This window comes from Chitinibacter fontanus (assembly GCF_013423785.1).
Taxonomy (GTDB): domain Bacteria; phylum Pseudomonadota; class Gammaproteobacteria; order Burkholderiales; family Chitinibacteraceae; genus Chitinibacter; species Chitinibacter fontanus.
The window spans coordinates 237,011-253,735 of sequence record NZ_CP058952.1; the positions used below are offsets into that span (position 1 = coordinate 237,011).

17 protein-coding genes and 1 other RNA gene are annotated in these 16,725 nt (G+C 49.4%); 8 read left to right on the plus strand and 10 right to left on the minus strand.

The window, feature by feature from the left end:
• Nucleotides 1-450 precede the first annotated feature (450 nt).
• The 9 genes from HZU75_RS01110 to HZU75_RS01150 form a co-directional block, all read right to left on the minus strand.
• Nucleotides 451-747: an STAS-like domain-containing protein gene (locus tag HZU75_RS01110; protein WP_180307387.1), complete on the minus strand. Its 297-nt coding sequence runs from the start codon at nt 745-747 to the stop codon at nt 451-453.
• Nucleotides 741-1,619, minus strand: a complete 879-nt coding sequence (locus HZU75_RS01115) for an ATP-binding protein (RefSeq protein ID WP_180307388.1) — start codon at nt 1,617-1,619, stop codon at nt 741-743. The genes HZU75_RS01110 and HZU75_RS01115 overlap by 7 nt, the downstream gene beginning before the upstream one ends.
• Nucleotides 1,620-1,657: 38 nt before the next feature.
• The gene (locus HZU75_RS01120) at nt 1,658-2,767 is read right to left on the minus strand and encodes a ribonucleotide-diphosphate reductase subunit beta (RefSeq protein WP_180307389.1); all 1,110 of its coding nucleotides are present in this window, start codon (nt 2,765-2,767) and stop codon (nt 1,658-1,660) included.
• Between the two features lie 37 nt (nt 2,768-2,804).
• On the minus strand, nt 2,805-3,383 hold the full coding sequence (locus HZU75_RS01125) for a hypothetical protein (RefSeq protein WP_180307390.1): 579 nt from the start codon (nt 3,381-3,383) through the stop codon (nt 2,805-2,807).
• Nucleotides 3,384-3,392: 9 nt separating this feature from the next.
• The gene (locus HZU75_RS01130) at nt 3,393-4,409 is read right to left on the minus strand and encodes an adenosine deaminase (RefSeq protein ID WP_228028145.1); all 1,017 of its coding nucleotides are present in this window, start codon (nt 4,407-4,409) and stop codon (nt 3,393-3,395) included.
• A gap of 501 nt (nt 4,410-4,910) precedes the next feature.
• Nucleotides 4,911-5,429, minus strand: coding sequence for a DUF6680 family protein (locus HZU75_RS01135; protein WP_180307392.1), 519 nt, complete (start codon nt 5,427-5,429; stop codon nt 4,911-4,913).
• Nucleotides 5,430-5,526: 97 nt separating this feature from the next.
• Nucleotides 5,527-8,424 (minus strand): ribonucleoside-diphosphate reductase subunit alpha, encoded by a 2,898-nt coding sequence (locus HZU75_RS01140; protein ID WP_180307393.1) that lies wholly within the window; start codon nt 8,422-8,424, stop codon nt 5,527-5,529.
• Between the two features lie 350 nt (nt 8,425-8,774).
• Entirely contained in the window at nt 8,775-9,254 is a 480-nt protein-coding gene (locus HZU75_RS01145) for an FKBP-type peptidyl-prolyl cis-trans isomerase (protein ID WP_180307394.1), read from the minus strand.
• Between the two features lie 5 nt (nt 9,255-9,259).
• Entirely contained in the window at nt 9,260-9,775 is a 516-nt protein-coding gene (locus tag HZU75_RS01150) for a peroxiredoxin (RefSeq protein WP_228028146.1), read from the minus strand.
• A gap of 148 nt (nt 9,776-9,923) precedes the next feature.
• Between HZU75_RS01150 and HZU75_RS17605 the strand changes: the two genes are divergently transcribed.
• From HZU75_RS17605 to ssrA, 8 genes are all read left to right on the plus strand, one after another.
• A complete protein-coding gene (locus HZU75_RS17605; protein ID WP_308419439.1) occupies nt 9,924-10,433 on the plus strand; it encodes a cupin domain-containing protein in 510 nt (169 codons plus the stop codon).
• The gene (locus HZU75_RS17610; protein WP_308419440.1) at nt 10,346-11,068 is read left to right on the plus strand and encodes a JmjC domain-containing protein; all 723 of its coding nucleotides are present in this window, start codon (nt 10,346-10,348) and stop codon (nt 11,066-11,068) included. Before HZU75_RS17605 ends, HZU75_RS17610 begins: the two co-directional genes overlap by 88 nt.
• The gene (locus tag HZU75_RS01160; protein ID WP_180307395.1) at nt 11,040-11,540 is read left to right on the plus strand and encodes a DUF7931 domain-containing protein; all 501 of its coding nucleotides are present in this window, start codon (nt 11,040-11,042) and stop codon (nt 11,538-11,540) included. The genes HZU75_RS17610 and HZU75_RS01160 overlap by 29 nt, the downstream gene beginning before the upstream one ends.
• 200 nt (nt 11,541-11,740) lie before the next feature.
• Nucleotides 11,741-11,944: a hypothetical protein gene (locus HZU75_RS01165; protein WP_180307396.1), complete on the plus strand. Its 204-nt coding sequence runs from the start codon at nt 11,741-11,743 to the stop codon at nt 11,942-11,944.
• A 96-nt stretch (nt 11,945-12,040) separates the two neighbouring features.
• The gene (locus tag HZU75_RS01170) at nt 12,041-13,369 is read left to right on the plus strand and encodes a TRZ/ATZ family hydrolase (RefSeq protein ID WP_180307397.1); all 1,329 of its coding nucleotides are present in this window, start codon (nt 12,041-12,043) and stop codon (nt 13,367-13,369) included.
• Between the two features lie 11 nt (nt 13,370-13,380).
• On the plus strand, nt 13,381-14,094 hold the full coding sequence (ubiG, locus tag HZU75_RS01175; RefSeq protein WP_180307398.1) for a bifunctional 2-polyprenyl-6-hydroxyphenol methylase/3-demethylubiquinol 3-O-methyltransferase UbiG: 714 nt from the start codon (nt 13,381-13,383) through the stop codon (nt 14,092-14,094).
• 2 nt (nt 14,095-14,096) lie between these two features.
• Complete coding sequence (locus tag HZU75_RS01180; RefSeq protein WP_180307399.1) at nt 14,097-14,747, plus strand: HAD family hydrolase; 651 nt, start codon at nt 14,097-14,099, stop codon at nt 14,745-14,747.
• Between the two features lie 51 nt (nt 14,748-14,798).
• Nucleotides 14,799-15,160, plus strand: a transfer-messenger RNA (tmRNA) gene (ssrA, locus tag HZU75_RS01185).
• Between the two features lie 169 nt (nt 15,161-15,329).
• Here the strand turns inward: ssrA and HZU75_RS01190 are convergent.
• Nucleotides 15,330-16,382: a YagK/YfjJ domain-containing protein gene (locus tag HZU75_RS01190; protein WP_180307400.1), complete on the minus strand. Its 1,053-nt coding sequence runs from the start codon at nt 16,380-16,382 to the stop codon at nt 15,330-15,332.
• Between the last annotated feature and the right edge of the window lie 343 nt (nt 16,383-16,725).

Sequence of the window (16,725 nt, forward strand, 5' to 3'; positions counted from 1 at the left end):
GGCGATGGGCGACAGGGGATTAAAGCCCCAGACCACACCGCGCGAACAAAACAAGCATGGGTATTATGCTGAAAGGCATATCAGGATTGACCTATAGAGTAACACCTAGCCATGTATATACCGCAATCGTTGGTCTGCACTAATTTCCCCTGCATCAGCGCCGAGCGAGGAACGGGCGGGGCGGGGTTTCGGTTGCGCCTGTTTTGGTAAGCGCAACCGCCGCCTCGATCCGTCCGCAGTCGAGGGCATCGGCGTAGCCGACGCGGATGCCGGGGGCTGCTTTGGGGTGAAGGGGTATTTGCAGAAGCAAATACCCCTTCCCGTTAGCGCGGCGGAACGCGCATTGAAAATATCGCGCCAACGGCGCATAAAACAAAACCGCCAGAATCGTCCAGCGGTTTTTTTGTCGCAGTAAACGTTGGGCTGCCCAGGCTTAGCCAACCTACAGCACTAGGTAGTTTTTCTATGTTCAGATTCAAAAACCAATCTAGATTTAATCATCAAATTTATTTGCTTCGTTGAATCAGAAATAATCAAGTTAGATTTAATCTTTTCCAAACCATAAATTTCAAAAAGACGAACAAAACAACCATTTGCAAAAGATGAGGGTATACCATCAATACCTTTGAAAGATAGGTTTACAGTATCTCCCGCCTCAAATGCAGACGCAATTAGATCACTAACGGCCGCACCATCTTCATATGTATAAGCCTGTTTAGCAATTTCTTTAACCACGACGGTTACCATAAAAACTCCTCGTCATCTGCTAAGGTCTTATCAAACTTGTCTGTATGTAAGGTTATATCAAAAAGGGTGCCTTTATAGAACCCTGAATAATCACTCAAGTCAGTTACACCATCCTTGTTGCAGCAAACATGTGCATCCCCAGATCTGATGGTAAGTTCACCACCATTATTATCCACTACCGTTTGGGCAAGCAAGAACAGTCCTACTCCACGATTCCTTACCGTGGTATTTGTAGTAAAACCCTCTTGCATTGCAAGCTTGACAGCCTCACCATCAGACAGGCCCTGATGTATTTTTTTAACATTGGCAGGTATTCCAACTCCAAAGTCAGATAATGAAATAACCACCTTTTTCCGCTTAGGGAAAAACTGAACAAAAATGCAGCCAGCATTCTCTCCTGAGTGATCTCGGATATTGTTAAAAAGTTCTAACAGGCAAATACGCAATTCAATTAAAGATTTTTTCGATGTAGCTAAAACCTTAGCTAGCCATGTAATCAGATGATTTTCCAACCACAAATGACTTTGCGGGTGATTAATCCATTTCAATGGCAACGTAGTATCACGAACAGAGGCATTATTAAAAATTTTTGCTCCAGTGTATCTCTCAAAAAAAAGAGAATCATCTAGATATTTAATTGCACCAGAATTTCTATTTGGTATATTAAATTTCTGAGAAACGCCACAAGCCAACAACCATTCCAATAAATTACTAAATACTGTTACGCCTACAGGTTCAATTTTCTCCAAACCAGTTAGGTCGTACGTTATTTCTTTAGAAATTGGGACCAGCGCCTCATTGACAGTTTGCTTCAGCAATGTGTCAATCGTAAGAACATTCATTCTTGGAGGGATTTTAACAACGATCGTCATAAATGCTCACAAAAAAGCGGCCACATGGCCGCTATGAATTAATCCCAGCTCAACGCCCCACCCGTCTGATACTCCGTCACCCGAGTCTCAAAGAAATTCTTCTCTTTCTTCAAGTCAATCATTTCACTCATCCATGGGAATGGATTTGTTACGCCTGGGAACAACTCATTCAAACCAATCTGCTGCATACGGCGATTGGCAATAAAACGCAGATACTCTTTAAACTGCGCCGCATTCAGGCCCAACACACCGCGTGGCATGGTGTCTTCGGCGTAGGCGTATTCGAGCTCGACGGCTTTGCGGAACAATTCGGTGATTTCGGCTTTGAATGGTTCGGTCCACAATTGTGGGTTTTCCATTTTGATCGAGTTGATCAAGTCGATACCGAAATTGCAGTGCATTGATTCGTCGCGCAGGATGTATTGATACTGCTCAGCCGCGCCAGTCATTTTGTTTTGACGGCCCAGCGCCAAGATTTGCACGAAGCCAACGTAGAAGAACAGGCCTTCCATAATGCAGGCAAACACGATGATCGAGCGCAGCAGAGCCTGGTCGTTCGCTAGCGTGCCGGTTTTGAACGCCGGGTCGGTCAGTACGTCGATGAACGGCATCAGGAATTGATCTTTGTCGCGGATCGATTTGATTTCGTTGTAGGCGTTGAAGACTTCGCCTTCGTCCAGACCCAATGATTCAACGATGTATTGATAGGCGTGGGTGTGGATCGCTTCGTCGAAGGCTTGGCGCAGCAGGAACTGGCGGCATTCTGGCGAGGTGATCTGGCGGTAGGTGCCCAGCACGATGTTGTTGGCGGCGAGCGAGTCGGCAGTCACGAAGAAGCCCAGATTGCGTTTCACGATGCGCATTTCGTCGGCTGAGAGCTGGCCGGTTTTCCATTGCTCGATGTCGCGCTGCATATTCACTTCTTGCGGCATCCAGTGGTTTGCACACTGGGCGAGGTATTTTTCCCATGCCCATTTATGCTTGAACGGCACGAGCTGGTTCACGTCGGTGGTGCCGTTGATCACGCGTTTGTCATCGGCAGTAATGCGTGGCGGGATGGCATTGGCCGGGGCGCTGTGCGGTGCTGGCGCGGCGTGCGGTGTGGCTGGCGCTGGGCGGGCGATTACGTCTTCGTCAAAACTGAGCATGATGTGATTTCCTTGTTTTAATTCGATGTTGCTATGTTTACTGGCCTGCTGGCGCGGCTAGCGGGCGAAGCTGGATATTGCTGCGGTCGGTGACACCATGGCGCTGAAGCAGATCGAATTGATCGCGCTCCCACGCGGCGCTGTAGCTGACCGCAGTACGGTAATTGATATTGAGATTAATGCTGCCCAAATACACCACTTCGCCGGCGGCGACGCGGAAACGGGTATTGAGTGGCAAAGTGAAATATTCGCGCCCACCGATCATGGCTGATGGAATCATCCAGCTGCCTGTAGCACGGGTAAAGGTATATTCACCGGCGGGCAATTGCAGGGCAAACAATTTACCCGGCTGGTTGGCCATTTCACCCGGGGCGCGGATCATATCGCCACGAATCTGGGTATGCAAATACAATTCGCCCTGCGGTCCTTGCAATTGCACACTGGCTTGGGTGCTGTCTTGATCAATGCCTTGCAAAGCCAACGCCACAATTGCAATACCTTGGTTAGCCGCTGGCGTGAGCTGCCCTGCCGTTAATGGCAACGCTTGGCGGGCGGGATAATTGCTGGCACATGCAGACAGCAGGACGAGCAGTACAATACTCAAAATACGTTGCATGGGTTCTCCTTAGCCGGCGATCTGCTGGCTGATTTGTGCTTGCCAGTGGGCTTTTTGCTCGGCACTCAACCAGCTGGCAGCAAAACTGTTACGGATTAGTTGGACAATTTCCGCTTGCGATAAATCCAGTGCGGCACGACAGGCCAGCAGATTGGTATTGAGATACCCACCAAAGTACGCCGGATCATCCGAATTGACCATCGCACACAGACCTGCGGCCAACAGCTCGCGCAGATTGTGCTGCGCCAGATCGTTAACGACGCACAGCTTCAAATTCGACAGCGGGCAAACGGTGAGCGGAATCTGCTCGGCGGCGAGGCGTGCCACCAGCGTCGCATCTTCCGTGCAACGTACGCCGTGATCAATGCGGCGTGATTTGAGCAGATCAAGCGCTTCCCAGATATAGCTGGCTGGGCCTTCTTCGCCAGCGTGTGCTACTGCGGGCAAGCCTAGCTCGGCGCAACGGGCAAACAGGCGTTCAAACTTGCTTGGCGGGTGGCCAAGCTCACTGGAATCCAGACCCACACCATCAATTTGCGCCAGATACGGCATCGCCAGCTCTAGCGTAGCAAAGCCGTCTTCTTCGCTTAAATGGCGCAGGAAGCACATGATCAACTTGAACGAAATGCCTAGCTTGGCTTCGCCGTCAGACAAAGCGCGGCGAATGCCAGTCAGCGGCACCGCAAAATCAATGCCGCGTGCAGTGTGCGTTTGCGGATCGTAAAAAATTTCAGTGTGAACGATATTGTCGGCCTTGGCACGCTCAAGGTAGGCCCAAGTCAGGTCATAAAAATCTTGCTCGGTGATCAGCACCGATGCACCGGCGTAGTACAAATCGAGGAAGGATTGCAGGCTGTCAAACTGATACGCCGCGCGCACCGCCGCCACATCGGCATACGGCAAAGCCACGCCATTGCGCTGTGCCAAGGCAAACATCATCTCTGGCTCCAGCGAGCCCTCGATATGCAGGTGCAGCTCGGTTTTCGGCAAGCGGGTGATCAGTAAATCGAGCGGGTGTTGGGTCACAATCATTCCTATCTGTTAAAGCAAAATTCACCTAGCTGCGTTACTGTGCCTAGACGTACTACTTGTACTGTCTTCGGCGCAATGCCTTGCTAGGCGACTTTTGCATAAATTAAAAATCGGGATCACCGATATTTAAAACGACTTGCAAAACCGTCTTAAATATCGGTACCGCACAGCGGCACCGAGGTATATCAATACAGCCAAATCTCAACAAAGCCTGCAGAAGCATACCCATCAACCTGCAAGATGGTGGGTTACGTCCTACGGCCTAACCCACCCTACGGCAGAACCGCGCTGGTTGGGTTGGGCGAATCCCCTACATCAAGCCGAGCGAGGAACAGGCGGGGCGGGAATTCGCTTGCGCCTGTTTTGTTAAGCGCAAGCGCCGCCTCGACTGTCCGCAACGAGGGAATCGGCGTAGCCGACGCTGATGTGGGGTCGCCTTCTTTTGCTCACTTTTCTTGGCGAAGCAAGAAAAGTGAGTGCCATACGGCAGGAGTATTAATTTTGCCCAACGTTTGTAATTGAAATAGGCAATGGGCGGACGCCATTTAGAACTTCAAGCATGTTTTTTCGCAAGGCGAATTGCTCTTTTTCAATTTCTCCGTGAACTTCTGGAAAGTAACAAGAATTTTTAATATGTGTCTTATCGAAATCATACTTAAGAACTCTTGCCATCTTGTGCAATAACTCAATTAAAAGCTCAACCCGTTTAGTTGCCCAAGCTTCGTCTTTTAACTGAGAATTTGAAAGAAAATCTAGATACATTTTCCATGCATCCAAGACCTCTCTCTCTTTGTTATTTCTTTTACTAAATTCAAGATCAATTCTATTTAACGCCTCTACATGCGCCCAAGAAACATTTCGTGCCCTAGTCGCCATTAGGGTTTTGAATATATTGGCCTTGCCTGATCTACGTTCCTTTTGATCATCGAGATAGCGTGTTAGTCGAACTGCAATAATAGGTCCAAGCAATACTGCAGCAATCATAATCCAATCTGAGACTGTCATTTCTGTCATACATTTCCCAATCGAAATTTGAATCGAACCGAAAGCGGCAAATGCAAATTCGCAGCCGCTTTCAAGCTTTTATGACATCACAAACTCAACGCTAGATTTACTGGCACGCCTCGCAATCTGGATTATCAATCGAGCAGAACTTCGCATCAGTCGCTGGCGTGTTATCCACTACCGCTGCCGCTGCCGCAATCGCCGCTTGCGCTTGCGATGCCGCATAGCCACCATCCACCGGTACGGCGTTCAACTCGCCACCACGACCGGTTGATTTCTCCGCCGACGTAGCTGCCAGTGTGCGCAGGTAGTAAGTGGTTTTCAGGCCGCGCAACCATGCGTGTTTGTACAGCTCGTCCAGTTTTTTACCTGACGCACCGGCCATGTAGATATTGAGCGATTGCGCTTGGTCGATCCATTTCTGGCGACGGCTTGCTGCTTCCACCAACCATTTCGGATCCATCTCAAATGCAGTCGCATACAGATCACGCAGGTCTTGCGGAATACGATCGATTTGCGCTACTGAGCCGTCGAAGTATTTCAAGTCCGACACCATCACTTCGTCCCACAGGCCGCGCGCTTTCAGATCGCGCACCAAGTGCTCGTTGATCACGGTGAATTCACCAGACAAGTTCGATTTCACAAACAAGTTTTGGTAAGTCGGCTCGATACACGCGTCCACGCCAACGATGTTGGAAATCGTGGCGGTTGGCGCAATCGCCAAGCAGTTCGAGTTACGCATGCCGTAGGCGGCGATGCGGTCACGCAACATGGTCCAATCCAGACGTGAGCTGCGATCCACATCGAGGTAGCCGCCACGCTCTTCTTCCAGTAAGCGCAGTGAGTCTTGCGGCAAGATGCCACGATCCCACAGGCTGCCTTTGTAGCTAGCGTAAATGCCGCGCTCTTGTGCCAATTCGGTTGAAGCCCAGTACGCGTGGTAAGCCACGGTTTCCATCGATACATCGGCGAACTCAACTGCTGCGTCAGATGCGTATGGAATACGCAGCGCGTGCAAGCAATCTTGGAAGCCCATAATGCCCAAGCCCACTGGACGGTGCTTCAAGTTGGATGTGCGCGCTTTGCGCACTGGGTAGAAGTTAATGTCGATCACGTTGTCGAGCATACGCATCGCCACTTTGACCGTGCGCGATAGTTTTTCTGCGTCCAACTCGCCATTTTTCAGGTGGTTGTACAGATTGATCGAGCCCAGATTACATACGGCGATTTCTTCGTCGTTGGTATTCAGGGTAATCTCAGTGCACAAGTTTGATGAGTGAACCACGCCAACGTGCTGTTGCGGGCTACGAATATTGCATGGGTCTTTAAACGTAATCCATGGGTGGCCAGTTTCGAACAACATCGTCAGCATTTTGCGCCACAGGCTCAAAGCTGGGATGGTTTTGGCCACGCGCATTTCGCCACGTGCGGCTTTGGCTTCGTAGTTGGTGTAGGCGATTTCGAACGCTTTACCCACTTTGTCGTGCAAATCCGGCACTTCAGATGGGCTGAACAAAGTCCACTCGCCGCCTTCCATCACCCGCTTCATGAATAAGTCAGGAATCCAGTTCGCTGAATTCATGTCGTGCGTACGTCGACGGTCGTCACCGGTGTTTTTACGCAATTCGAGGAATTCTTCGATGTCGGCGTGCCAAGTTTCGAGGTAAGCACATACCGCACCTTTGCGTTTACCACCTTGGTTCACGGCCACCGCGGTGTCGTTCACCACTTTCAGGAACGGTACAACACCTTGTGATTTGCCGTTGGTACCCTTGATGTGGCTACCCATCGCACGCACGGAAGTCCAGTCATTACCCAGACCACCCGCAAATTTGCTCAATAACGCATTTTCTTTCAGCGCTTCGAAAATGCCATCGAGATCATCTGGCACAGTAGTCAAGTAGCAGCTCGACATCTGGCTATGGCGGGTGCCTGAGTTAAACAGCGTTGGCGTTGATGACATGAAGTCAAAGCTCGACAACACATTGTAAAACTCAATCGCACGCTCTTCACGATTGGTTTCGTTCAGCGCCAGACCCATGGCCACGCGCATAAAGAACACCTGTGGCAACTCGATGCGACGCTCGTTAATGTGCAGGAAGTAACGGTCGTACAGGGTTTGCAAACCCAAATAGCCAAATTGGTAGTCACGGTTGTGATCTAATGCGGCGGCCAACTTAGCCAGATCAAATTGGCCTAGTTTTTCGTCCAGCAGCTCGGCTTCGATGCCTTTTTTCACATAACGCGGGAAGTAGCTAGCGTAGGTTTCCGCCATTTCTTCATGGCTCGTTTCTTCGCCCAATACTTCGCGGCGAATGCTGTTGAGCAGCAAACGTGCCGTCACCAAGCCATAAGCTGGGTCGGTTTCCAGATAAGTGCGTGCGGCCAGAATAGCCGATTTGCGCAATTCTTCTGCTGGCACGCCGTCGTAAAGGTTTTTCAGTGTTTCATTCAGGATCAAGGTTTGATCGGTGTATTGCTCAAGACCCGAGCAAGCCGAGGCGATCAGTGCTTTGAGTTTGCTCAGGTCGAGCGCTCGTTTGCTACCATCTTCAAACACCACATTGATCGTGTGCTGTTCGGCTGGCTCAGCCTCATGGCGCGCCGCATCGCGCTCGCGCTGACGCTCGCTACGATACAGCACGTAGGCACGTGCTACATCGTGCTCACCCGAGCGCATCAGCGCCAACTCAACCTGATCTTGAATATCTTCAATATGAATCGCGCCGCCTTCTGGCTTGCGACGCATCAGTGCTGTAACGACTGAATCGGTCAAACGCGACACTTGCTCGCGCACCGCTGCGCTAGATGCTGCATGGCTGCCTTGTACTGCGATAAAGGCTTTAGTCACGGCTACCGAGATCTTGCTTGGCTCAAACGCCACCACTGCGCCATTACGACGAATAATCTTGTAATTGGCATAGTGGGCAGCATCGTGAGATGGCGACTGGATTTCAGCGCTGTCCGAGCGGCTAGTTGGGGTACTATCGAGCGTGGCGTACATGCACGGTTCCTCAAAGCTTTGTGTATAAGTCTGTGTATAGTTTGTGAAGAAACACTACATCTTGTGTCTCAATCACTGTTGTGGCACAAATACTAGGGGAAAGAGGGGGACTGGTGCAACTAGCACAGGCTGTGCTAGCAGACAGACGGAATCATGATTTGACTAAACCCAATGTTTACTTGAGTTTATTCCCTGTTGCTGCATTACACTTACATGACAGGCAGTTGCAAGTTTGCAACATCAGGTCTGGCCCACTCATTGCGTTAGCTCTACTGTGCGGCCAATAAAAAAAGGCGGAACAATCCGCCTTTTTTTATTTCGCACGCCGCATTAGCGGCAGGCGCACCATCTTAGTGGTGGTGACCGTGTTCACCGTGCACGTGGCCATGCGCCAGTTCTTCAGCATTTGCTTCGCGCACGCCAGTTACAGTCGCAGCGAAACGGATCGTCATACCTGCGAAAGGATGATTGCCATCTACAGTCACACGGTTGCCTTCAACTTCAGTCACACGGAACAAAATCACTTCGCCAGTTTCAGGATCATCAGCTTCAAACATCATGCCAACGGCTACATCAGCTGGGAAACCTTCTTTGTCTTCATCACGTACCAATTCTGGCTCGAATTCGCCAAATGCGTCATCTGGAGACATCGTTACTTCAATGCTGTCGCCCACGGCTTTACCGTGCAACGCTTCTTCTACCAGCGGCAGGATATTGTCGTAACCGCCGTGCAGGTAAGCAATCGGTTCTTCGGTTTTGTCGATTTGATTGCCTTCAGCGTCGTACATCTCATAAGTCAGTGTAACAACGGAATTTTTGGCGATTTGCATAGTGTTTATCCTAGCTGTTTTACAAGTTTCAAAATTTCGGCCGCGTGGCCTTTGGGTGCGACATGATACAAAGCATGCCGAATCACCCCGGATTTATCAATCACAAACGTTGAGCGTTCTATCCCGCATCTTACCACGCCCTGCGCTTCCCATTCGTGCACAGTATGATAGAGGCGGCTGACAATCACATCAGTATCCGACAAAAGATCAAATGACAGCCCCTGCTCATCAATAAAGCTATCGTGGGCTAGGCAATCATCCAGGCTCACCCCCAGAATAACGGTTTCGCATTGCGAAAATGCGTCAGCCAAATCAGAAAACTCAACCGCTTCGACAATACCGCCGGGCGTATGATCTTTATTAAAGAAATACAGCACTACGTTTTTTTTACCCTGAAACTGACTCAGTTGAACCATCTCCATCGCGGCATCGGGTAAAGAAAAATCTGGGGCTAAATCGCCTACATTGAGCATGGTGTCTCCAGTCGGTGCAATAATACGATTATTATCGGATTGCAGCATGGCACCACGCGCTCTGTGCGAGCGGCAATTGGCGCAAACCATGCAGTGCAATCTCTTAGGTTTTATTCACTACCGGCACGCTGCCTTTAGCTTGATACTGGGCGTGCTGGCAGTAAATTCATTATTTTTTTCTTTATAGTCACAAGCCATGCCTAAAACACCTTTCGATGTAGCACTGTTGGGAAATTTAACCCCCGAACAATTTCTGGCCGAATACTGGCAAAAAAAACCCCTGCTCATTCGTCAGGCATGGACTCAGTTTCCAGAGCTGATCGATTTTGCTCGGTTGGCTCAATTTGCCCAGCGCGATGACGTTGAATCCAGGCTAATTGAATTTAGCCATGGCCGTTGGAAGCTAGAAAACGGTCCGTTTAGCCAGCATCGCCTCAATCGTTTGCCAGCCACGGATTGGACTATCTTGGTACAGAATGTGAACCACTTAGTGCCTCACATTGCCGATTTTTTATATCAATTTAACTTCCTGCCTTATACCCGGCTGGACGACGTGATGATCTCCTACGCCCCCCCGGCGGGACAGTGGGGCCGCATTATGACTCGTATGACGTATTTTTGCTGCAAGTTGGTGGCCAAAAGCGCTGGCAGATTTCGAGTGATGATGCCTCGGGCTTTATTGAAGACGCCCCTATTCGCGTCTTGAAAGACTTTAATCCTGAGCAAGAGTGGGTTTTAGAGCACGGCGACATGCTGTATTTGCCGCCAAAATACGCGCATTACGGCGTGGCGCTTGAGCCAGGAATGACGTATTCGGTAGGCTTTCGGGCACCGAAAACCCAGGAAATGGCGACCAAGTTTCTAGAATTCTTGCAAGATGAAATTTGCCTTGAAGGCATGTATAGCGATCCAGACGCCAAAGCCACTGACACACCGGCCAAGATCGATGAGGCTTTTGTTGCGCAAATTAGCCAGATGCTGCAACAGGTTAAATGGGATGAGCGCTTAGTGCAGCAATTTATTGGCCGCTATTTTTCCGAGCCCAAACCGCATGTCTTTTTTGATCGCACTGAAGCACCGCTGGATTTTGACGACTTTGCAGCAGCAGTTGCCGCGCGAGGTGTGTCGCTCGACCTAAAAAGCCAGATGCTCTACAGCACCGAGCAAATTTATATCAATGGTGAAGAGCTCGAATACGACGACGCCAGCGATGAAGACCTCGCCCAGCTGCACACCCTAGCCGATACCCGTACGCTGCCAGCAGACGAGTATTCAGATGAGTTACTCGATTTACTTTATAGCTACCATGAATATGGCTACCTCCACCCCACCGCCGAATAACGCAGCAATGAAGTTTGATACCCGAACTGGGTATCAGACTGCGTTCAACGAAATAATTACGCAAGCGCGACATACATTAATATTGTGCGAGAACGATTTGGCCGAAAGCGACTTAGGTAGCTTGCGCAACTATCAACGCCTTTGGGATTTTTTCTCGCAAGCTGCACCTGGTCGCCTGCAAGTGCTCGTGGCTAAGACTGAATTTCTCGCCCAGCAGTGCCCCCGCTTTTTGCAATTAAAAGATCGGTTTGCACATTTAATTGAGCTGCGCCAAATTCCAGTGCATTTAAGTCACTGGCAAAAAGGCTGGGGCATCGCGGACGGGCATAGCTATTTAGTCCGTCATCATTACGACTGGTATCGTGGTGAATTAGCGAATGACGCTAAAAACATCGCATTGCTCAAACAGCAATTTGCCACACTTTGGGAACAATCCACCGCGACGAGTGCACTGCAACGCCTTGATTTATAAGGATGTACACGACGTTACATGAAGTAGCAGATTCCACTGCGGAAAAGCGTGCAGAACACTAGCAATTTGGAAGTGAGCTGATTAGAATTCAGTCCGTTGGTTGTGAACAAACACACACCGAAGTGAATTTTCGGTAATTGGCTAATAACCCGATTACCTAATTGGTTAGTAATTAAACTTAATCTTTAAAGGATTTCAAAATGAAACAATCTTTGCTCGTTGCTGCTTTGTTGGCTGTTGCTTTGTCTGCTTGTGGTAAAAAAGAAGAGCCAGTTGAAGCTGCTTCTGCTGTAGTTGAAGCTTCTGCTCCTGTTGAAGCATCTGCACCAGCTGCTGAAGCTTCTGCTGCTACTGAAGCTGCTTCTGCAGTTGCTTCTGCAGCTTCTGAAGTTGCTGCTAAGTAATTCGGTTTTTACCGATTGCTTGAAAAGCCGACCGCAAGGTCGGCTTTTTGCATTTCTGGCGTACAATAAACGCACTTCTAACGCCACGCTGCTGATATGTCAGTTCAAATCTTGCTACCACGCTGGATTATCCCAGTTATCCCCCGCCACACTGTTTACACCGATCATGCGCTCGTGATTCAGGGCGAAAAAATTATCGCGCTACAAGCCACAGCTGATGCACTAAGCCGCTACCCTAGCGCAGAAATCATCAAATTACCCGATCATGCACTCATGCCCGGCATGATTAATCTGCACACCCACTCGGCGATGACTTTGCTGCGTGGCTTTGCCGATGACTTACCGCTAATGCGCTGGCTCAATGAACACATTTGGCCTGCGGAAGGCACGCACGTTAGCGATGAATTTGTTTTTGACGGCACCAAACTGGCGATTGCCGAGATGATTGCGGGTGGCACCACTTGCTGCAATGACATGTACTTCCACCACGGAGCGGTGGCTCGGGCGGCAATCGATACTCAATTCCGCATCACCGTGGGTTGCTCTATCCTGGAATTCCCCACCCCATACGCCAGCAATGCCGATGACTACATTCGCAAAGCCTTAGCCTGCCGCGACGAATTTATCGGGGAAGATCTGGTGCAATTTACGCTGGCTCCACACGCGCCGTACACGGTGAGCGACGCGACCTTCCGCCGGATTATCACACTAGCCGACGAACTGGAATTAGCCATTCACTGCCACATTCATGAAAGTGCTGATGAAATTGCAGGCAGCCTTAAAGAATATGGCGTACGTCCACTGGAGCGACTGGCAGAGCTAGGATTACTCGATAGCCCGTTAATTGCCGCTCACATGGTGCACACTACCGAAAGTGAAATAGCCCTACTGGCAAAAAAAGGCATTCATATTGCCCACAATCCGGCCAGCAATCTAAAACTCGCCTCTGGCATCGCCCCGATTAGCCAACAACTGGCCGCGGGCATTAATGTTGGCATCGGTACCGATGGCGCAGCCAGCAATAACAAGCTGGATATGTTTGCCGAAATGCGCCTTGCCGCGCTACTGGCCAAAGGACAAAGTGATAACCCCGAAGCGGTTCCCGCCTGGCAAGCACTAGAAATGGCTACCATCAATGGCGCGACAGCGCTGGGCTTACAGGATAAAATTGGCAGCCTAGAAGTGGGAAAACAAGCGGATGTGATTGCACTAAATCTAGCGCAAGCAGGCACGCAACCATGCTACGATCCCATTTCACATTTAGTCTATGCGGCCGATCGCACACAGGTCAGTGATGTCTGGATTGCCGGCCGTGCCGTTTACCGCCGACACGAACACCAGAGCTTGAATTTTGCAGAAGTGCTTAGCACTGCGCGCCATTGGCAAGGCAAAATTCAAGACAGTATTGCCCCGCAAACCAACTAGGGATTACCGTTGTGACTGATACCCATACAATCAATGTTGATGATGGCGAGATCGCCAAATTTTCTGCACTCGCGCACAAATGGTGGGATAAAACCAGCGAGTTCAAACCACTACACGAAATCAACCCGCTGCGCATTGGCTTTATCGACCAGCATTCGGGTATTAAAGACCTGAAAATTTTAGATGTAGGCTGCGGTGGTGGTATTTTGTCCGAAGGCCTCGCCGAGCGCGGCGCGCAAGTCACTGGGATTGATCTGGCTGAAAAATCACTCAAAGTTGCCAAACTGCATTTATTCGAGTCAGGCCTCACCATCGATTACCGCAAAATCCCGGTTGAAGAGCTCGCAGCGGCCGAGCCAGAAAGCTACGACGTGGTTACCTGCATGGAAATGCTCGAACACGTACCCTCACCCGCCAGCATTGTCGAAGCCTGCGCGCGCCTCGTAAAACCGGGCGGCTGGGTGTTTTTCTCGACCTTAAATCGCAACCCAAAATCGTACTTACTCGCGGTGGTGGGTGCTGAATATGTACTCAATATGCTGCCGCGTGGCACGCACGACTACGATAAGTTTATCAAGCCATCGGAGTTGGCTCGCATGACGCGGACCGTGGGGCTTGATACTGTCGCGGTCACCGGCATGACGTTCAACCCGCTGACGCAAGTGTATAAACTTACCGACGACACCGACGTGAATTACCTCGTCGCAACGCGTAAAGGCGTATGAACATGATCAAAGCCGTGTTGTTTGACCTCGATGGCACCTTGGCCGACACCGCACCCGATATGGGCGCGGCGCTTAATCGGCTACTGATCGAAGAGGGCATTGCGCCACGTTCGCTGGACGATATTCGTCCGGTGACCAGCCACGGTGCGCGGGGCTTGCTGGAGCTGGGCTTTGGCATTGGGCCAAGCCACACGCGCTTTGGTGAACTGCGCGAACGCTTTTTAGACCTCTACGCCGAAAAGATTTGCGAAGGCACCACGCTATTTGACGGCATTAGCGAGCTAATTAGCGAGATCGACGCGCGCGGTATGCGCTGGGGCATTATCACCAATAAGCCGATGCGCTTCACCGACCCGCTGGTGCAATTACTCCCCCTACCTATCGCCCCACAGACTTGTGTTTCTGGAGATACTGTAGGCATACCCAAGCCTGATGCCAAGCCCATGCTGCATGCCGCCGCAGAGCTGGGCATTGATCCGATTCATTGTCTGTATGTCGGCGATGCCGAGCGCGACATCGAGGCGGGCCGCCGCGTAGGGATGAAAACTGTGCTGGCCAACTATGGCTACATCAGCGACACCGACCAGCCCGAAAGCTGGGGCGCCGATTTGAGTATTAATCATCCGCTCGAATTGCTAGGCCATTTGGGGTAAGCAAGGTATAATCGCCATTCTTCACTTCGCATGAAGACAGCTGTAAAAACTGGGGGTGCCATGGTTTCGACAGGGGTTGCAAAGCGGATGAGGGCATGTCGGGGTCTCAGCTGCCCGTAAAAACAACTGAAAACAAATAGTCGCAAACGACGAAACTTACGCTCTAGCTGCTTAAGCTAGACTCTGCACCGCAAGGCCCATCGGGCGGGTCGGGTAAAACCGGCAGCAGAGTCATTTAGATGGGATCGCTTTGATTCGGGTTACTTGGATCAAGGTTAAATTAAGGTGACTCGCTCTCTTCAAGCCTGCCCATCGGCGTGATTGAGAGTTAAAACCCAAATGATAAGGCTAAACATGTAGAACTCACTGTAGAGTGCTTCTGGACGGGGGTTCAACTCCCCCCACCTCCACCAACACGCGAAGATAAAGCCCTGATTTTTAAGGGCTTTATCTTTTAATACATAGCTCGGTGTACCATTCAATGTACCATGCAGCAGTGGCTTGTCTTGGCACTTTCTGGAACACTGTAGACACTCTTTGACCTCCCAGATAAGAAGATGCACTCAAACGTGCCTGAACACTTCAAAGCATGACACCCCGCCCAAATGTTTTGCCATTTACACCTTTTGACTGAATGAGCGCATCAACCTTGGTCAAATAGCCAATGACGTTTTTACACACAGTATCGAGCTTTTGACGATCATTTAACTTCAACTCCCCTAAACCATAGCCCGCACTATTTCGATGCCCATTGATTCTGGCTGCTCGATTGCAATTATGAAAAGCACCTTGCCCAGCAGTGATTGTTTCTTTCCAGTAATTCCCGATCTGATCTGCATACCACTCCTCTTTCCAGACATGATCGCCATCGAATAGTAGTATCCAATGGAAATGGAACCCCATTTCCTTGCCATATTCCAGCCGCCAGATAAAACCCACTACATTTTTAAATAGCTGATTATTTCTCTGATTTTCAGTAAAGCGCTTAAAGTGCTTTTTACAGAGCACCTCATCGTGCCTTTCAGGAGAGTTTAGTTGGTAAGTTAGATCCAATCGTACTACGCGCAATCGCTTGTATTTATCCAACAAGCGACACAAATACTTAACCGCCCCTTGGTGATTTTTACTAGCAAGACCACACCAATACGCGACCTTCTTTTGAAATTTGGGTTGGCGCACTGCTATTCGCATGCGTTCGATGAAATCATTAAAGTGATACGCAGCCATACGACCATCAAACATCACATAGCTTGGACTAACATACCGCCACTCTTGACCATCTAGCATCGTCAGCAAAAGCTCTACAGTAGGGCTGAATGCTTTTTTAGGTAGTGTGTGACTAAGCGCTTGTTTTGCAGGCAATCGAGACAAGGTATTAAACAGTTTTCCAAGTATATTGGTCTTCAGTTGAACTTGACCTTGTACAGAAACTCTCTCTTCAAAAGGCGGCTCGTTAATCATTTGAATTTGCTTCATCATTTTTTCAATTCTTGCCAACGTTGCAATTGACAAACAGCCACGATCAATCAAAGTGAATTCATGCCCAGATAAATGATATATTTGTAAATTTAATGCAACACTCTCAGATTTCTCAATATCTTTAAGGTGACAACTCAGGTATTCAGTAGACAACATTATTAGCTCCGATGCTTTATCATGACAATTATATTAGACTGTATTATTTTATTGCCACCACAAGTAAAGCAATATAAAACCATATAACACTAATAACCGGACCAAAAAGAAGAACAAACTACATTGCGCACATCAAATTCACAAGAGCAAATAGATTATACGCAATACAATTCATATAATTAGCAATGTACATACTTAGCATCCATTTTCCAATTCAAAACAACTTAGTCACCATATTAAAAACCAGTATAAAAAAATGCCCGATTAATCGGGCACTACAATGAAAGGCAAAAGCATAGGGTAAGGTATAAAAAAACCAAATCGAACCTTACCCTACAAACAA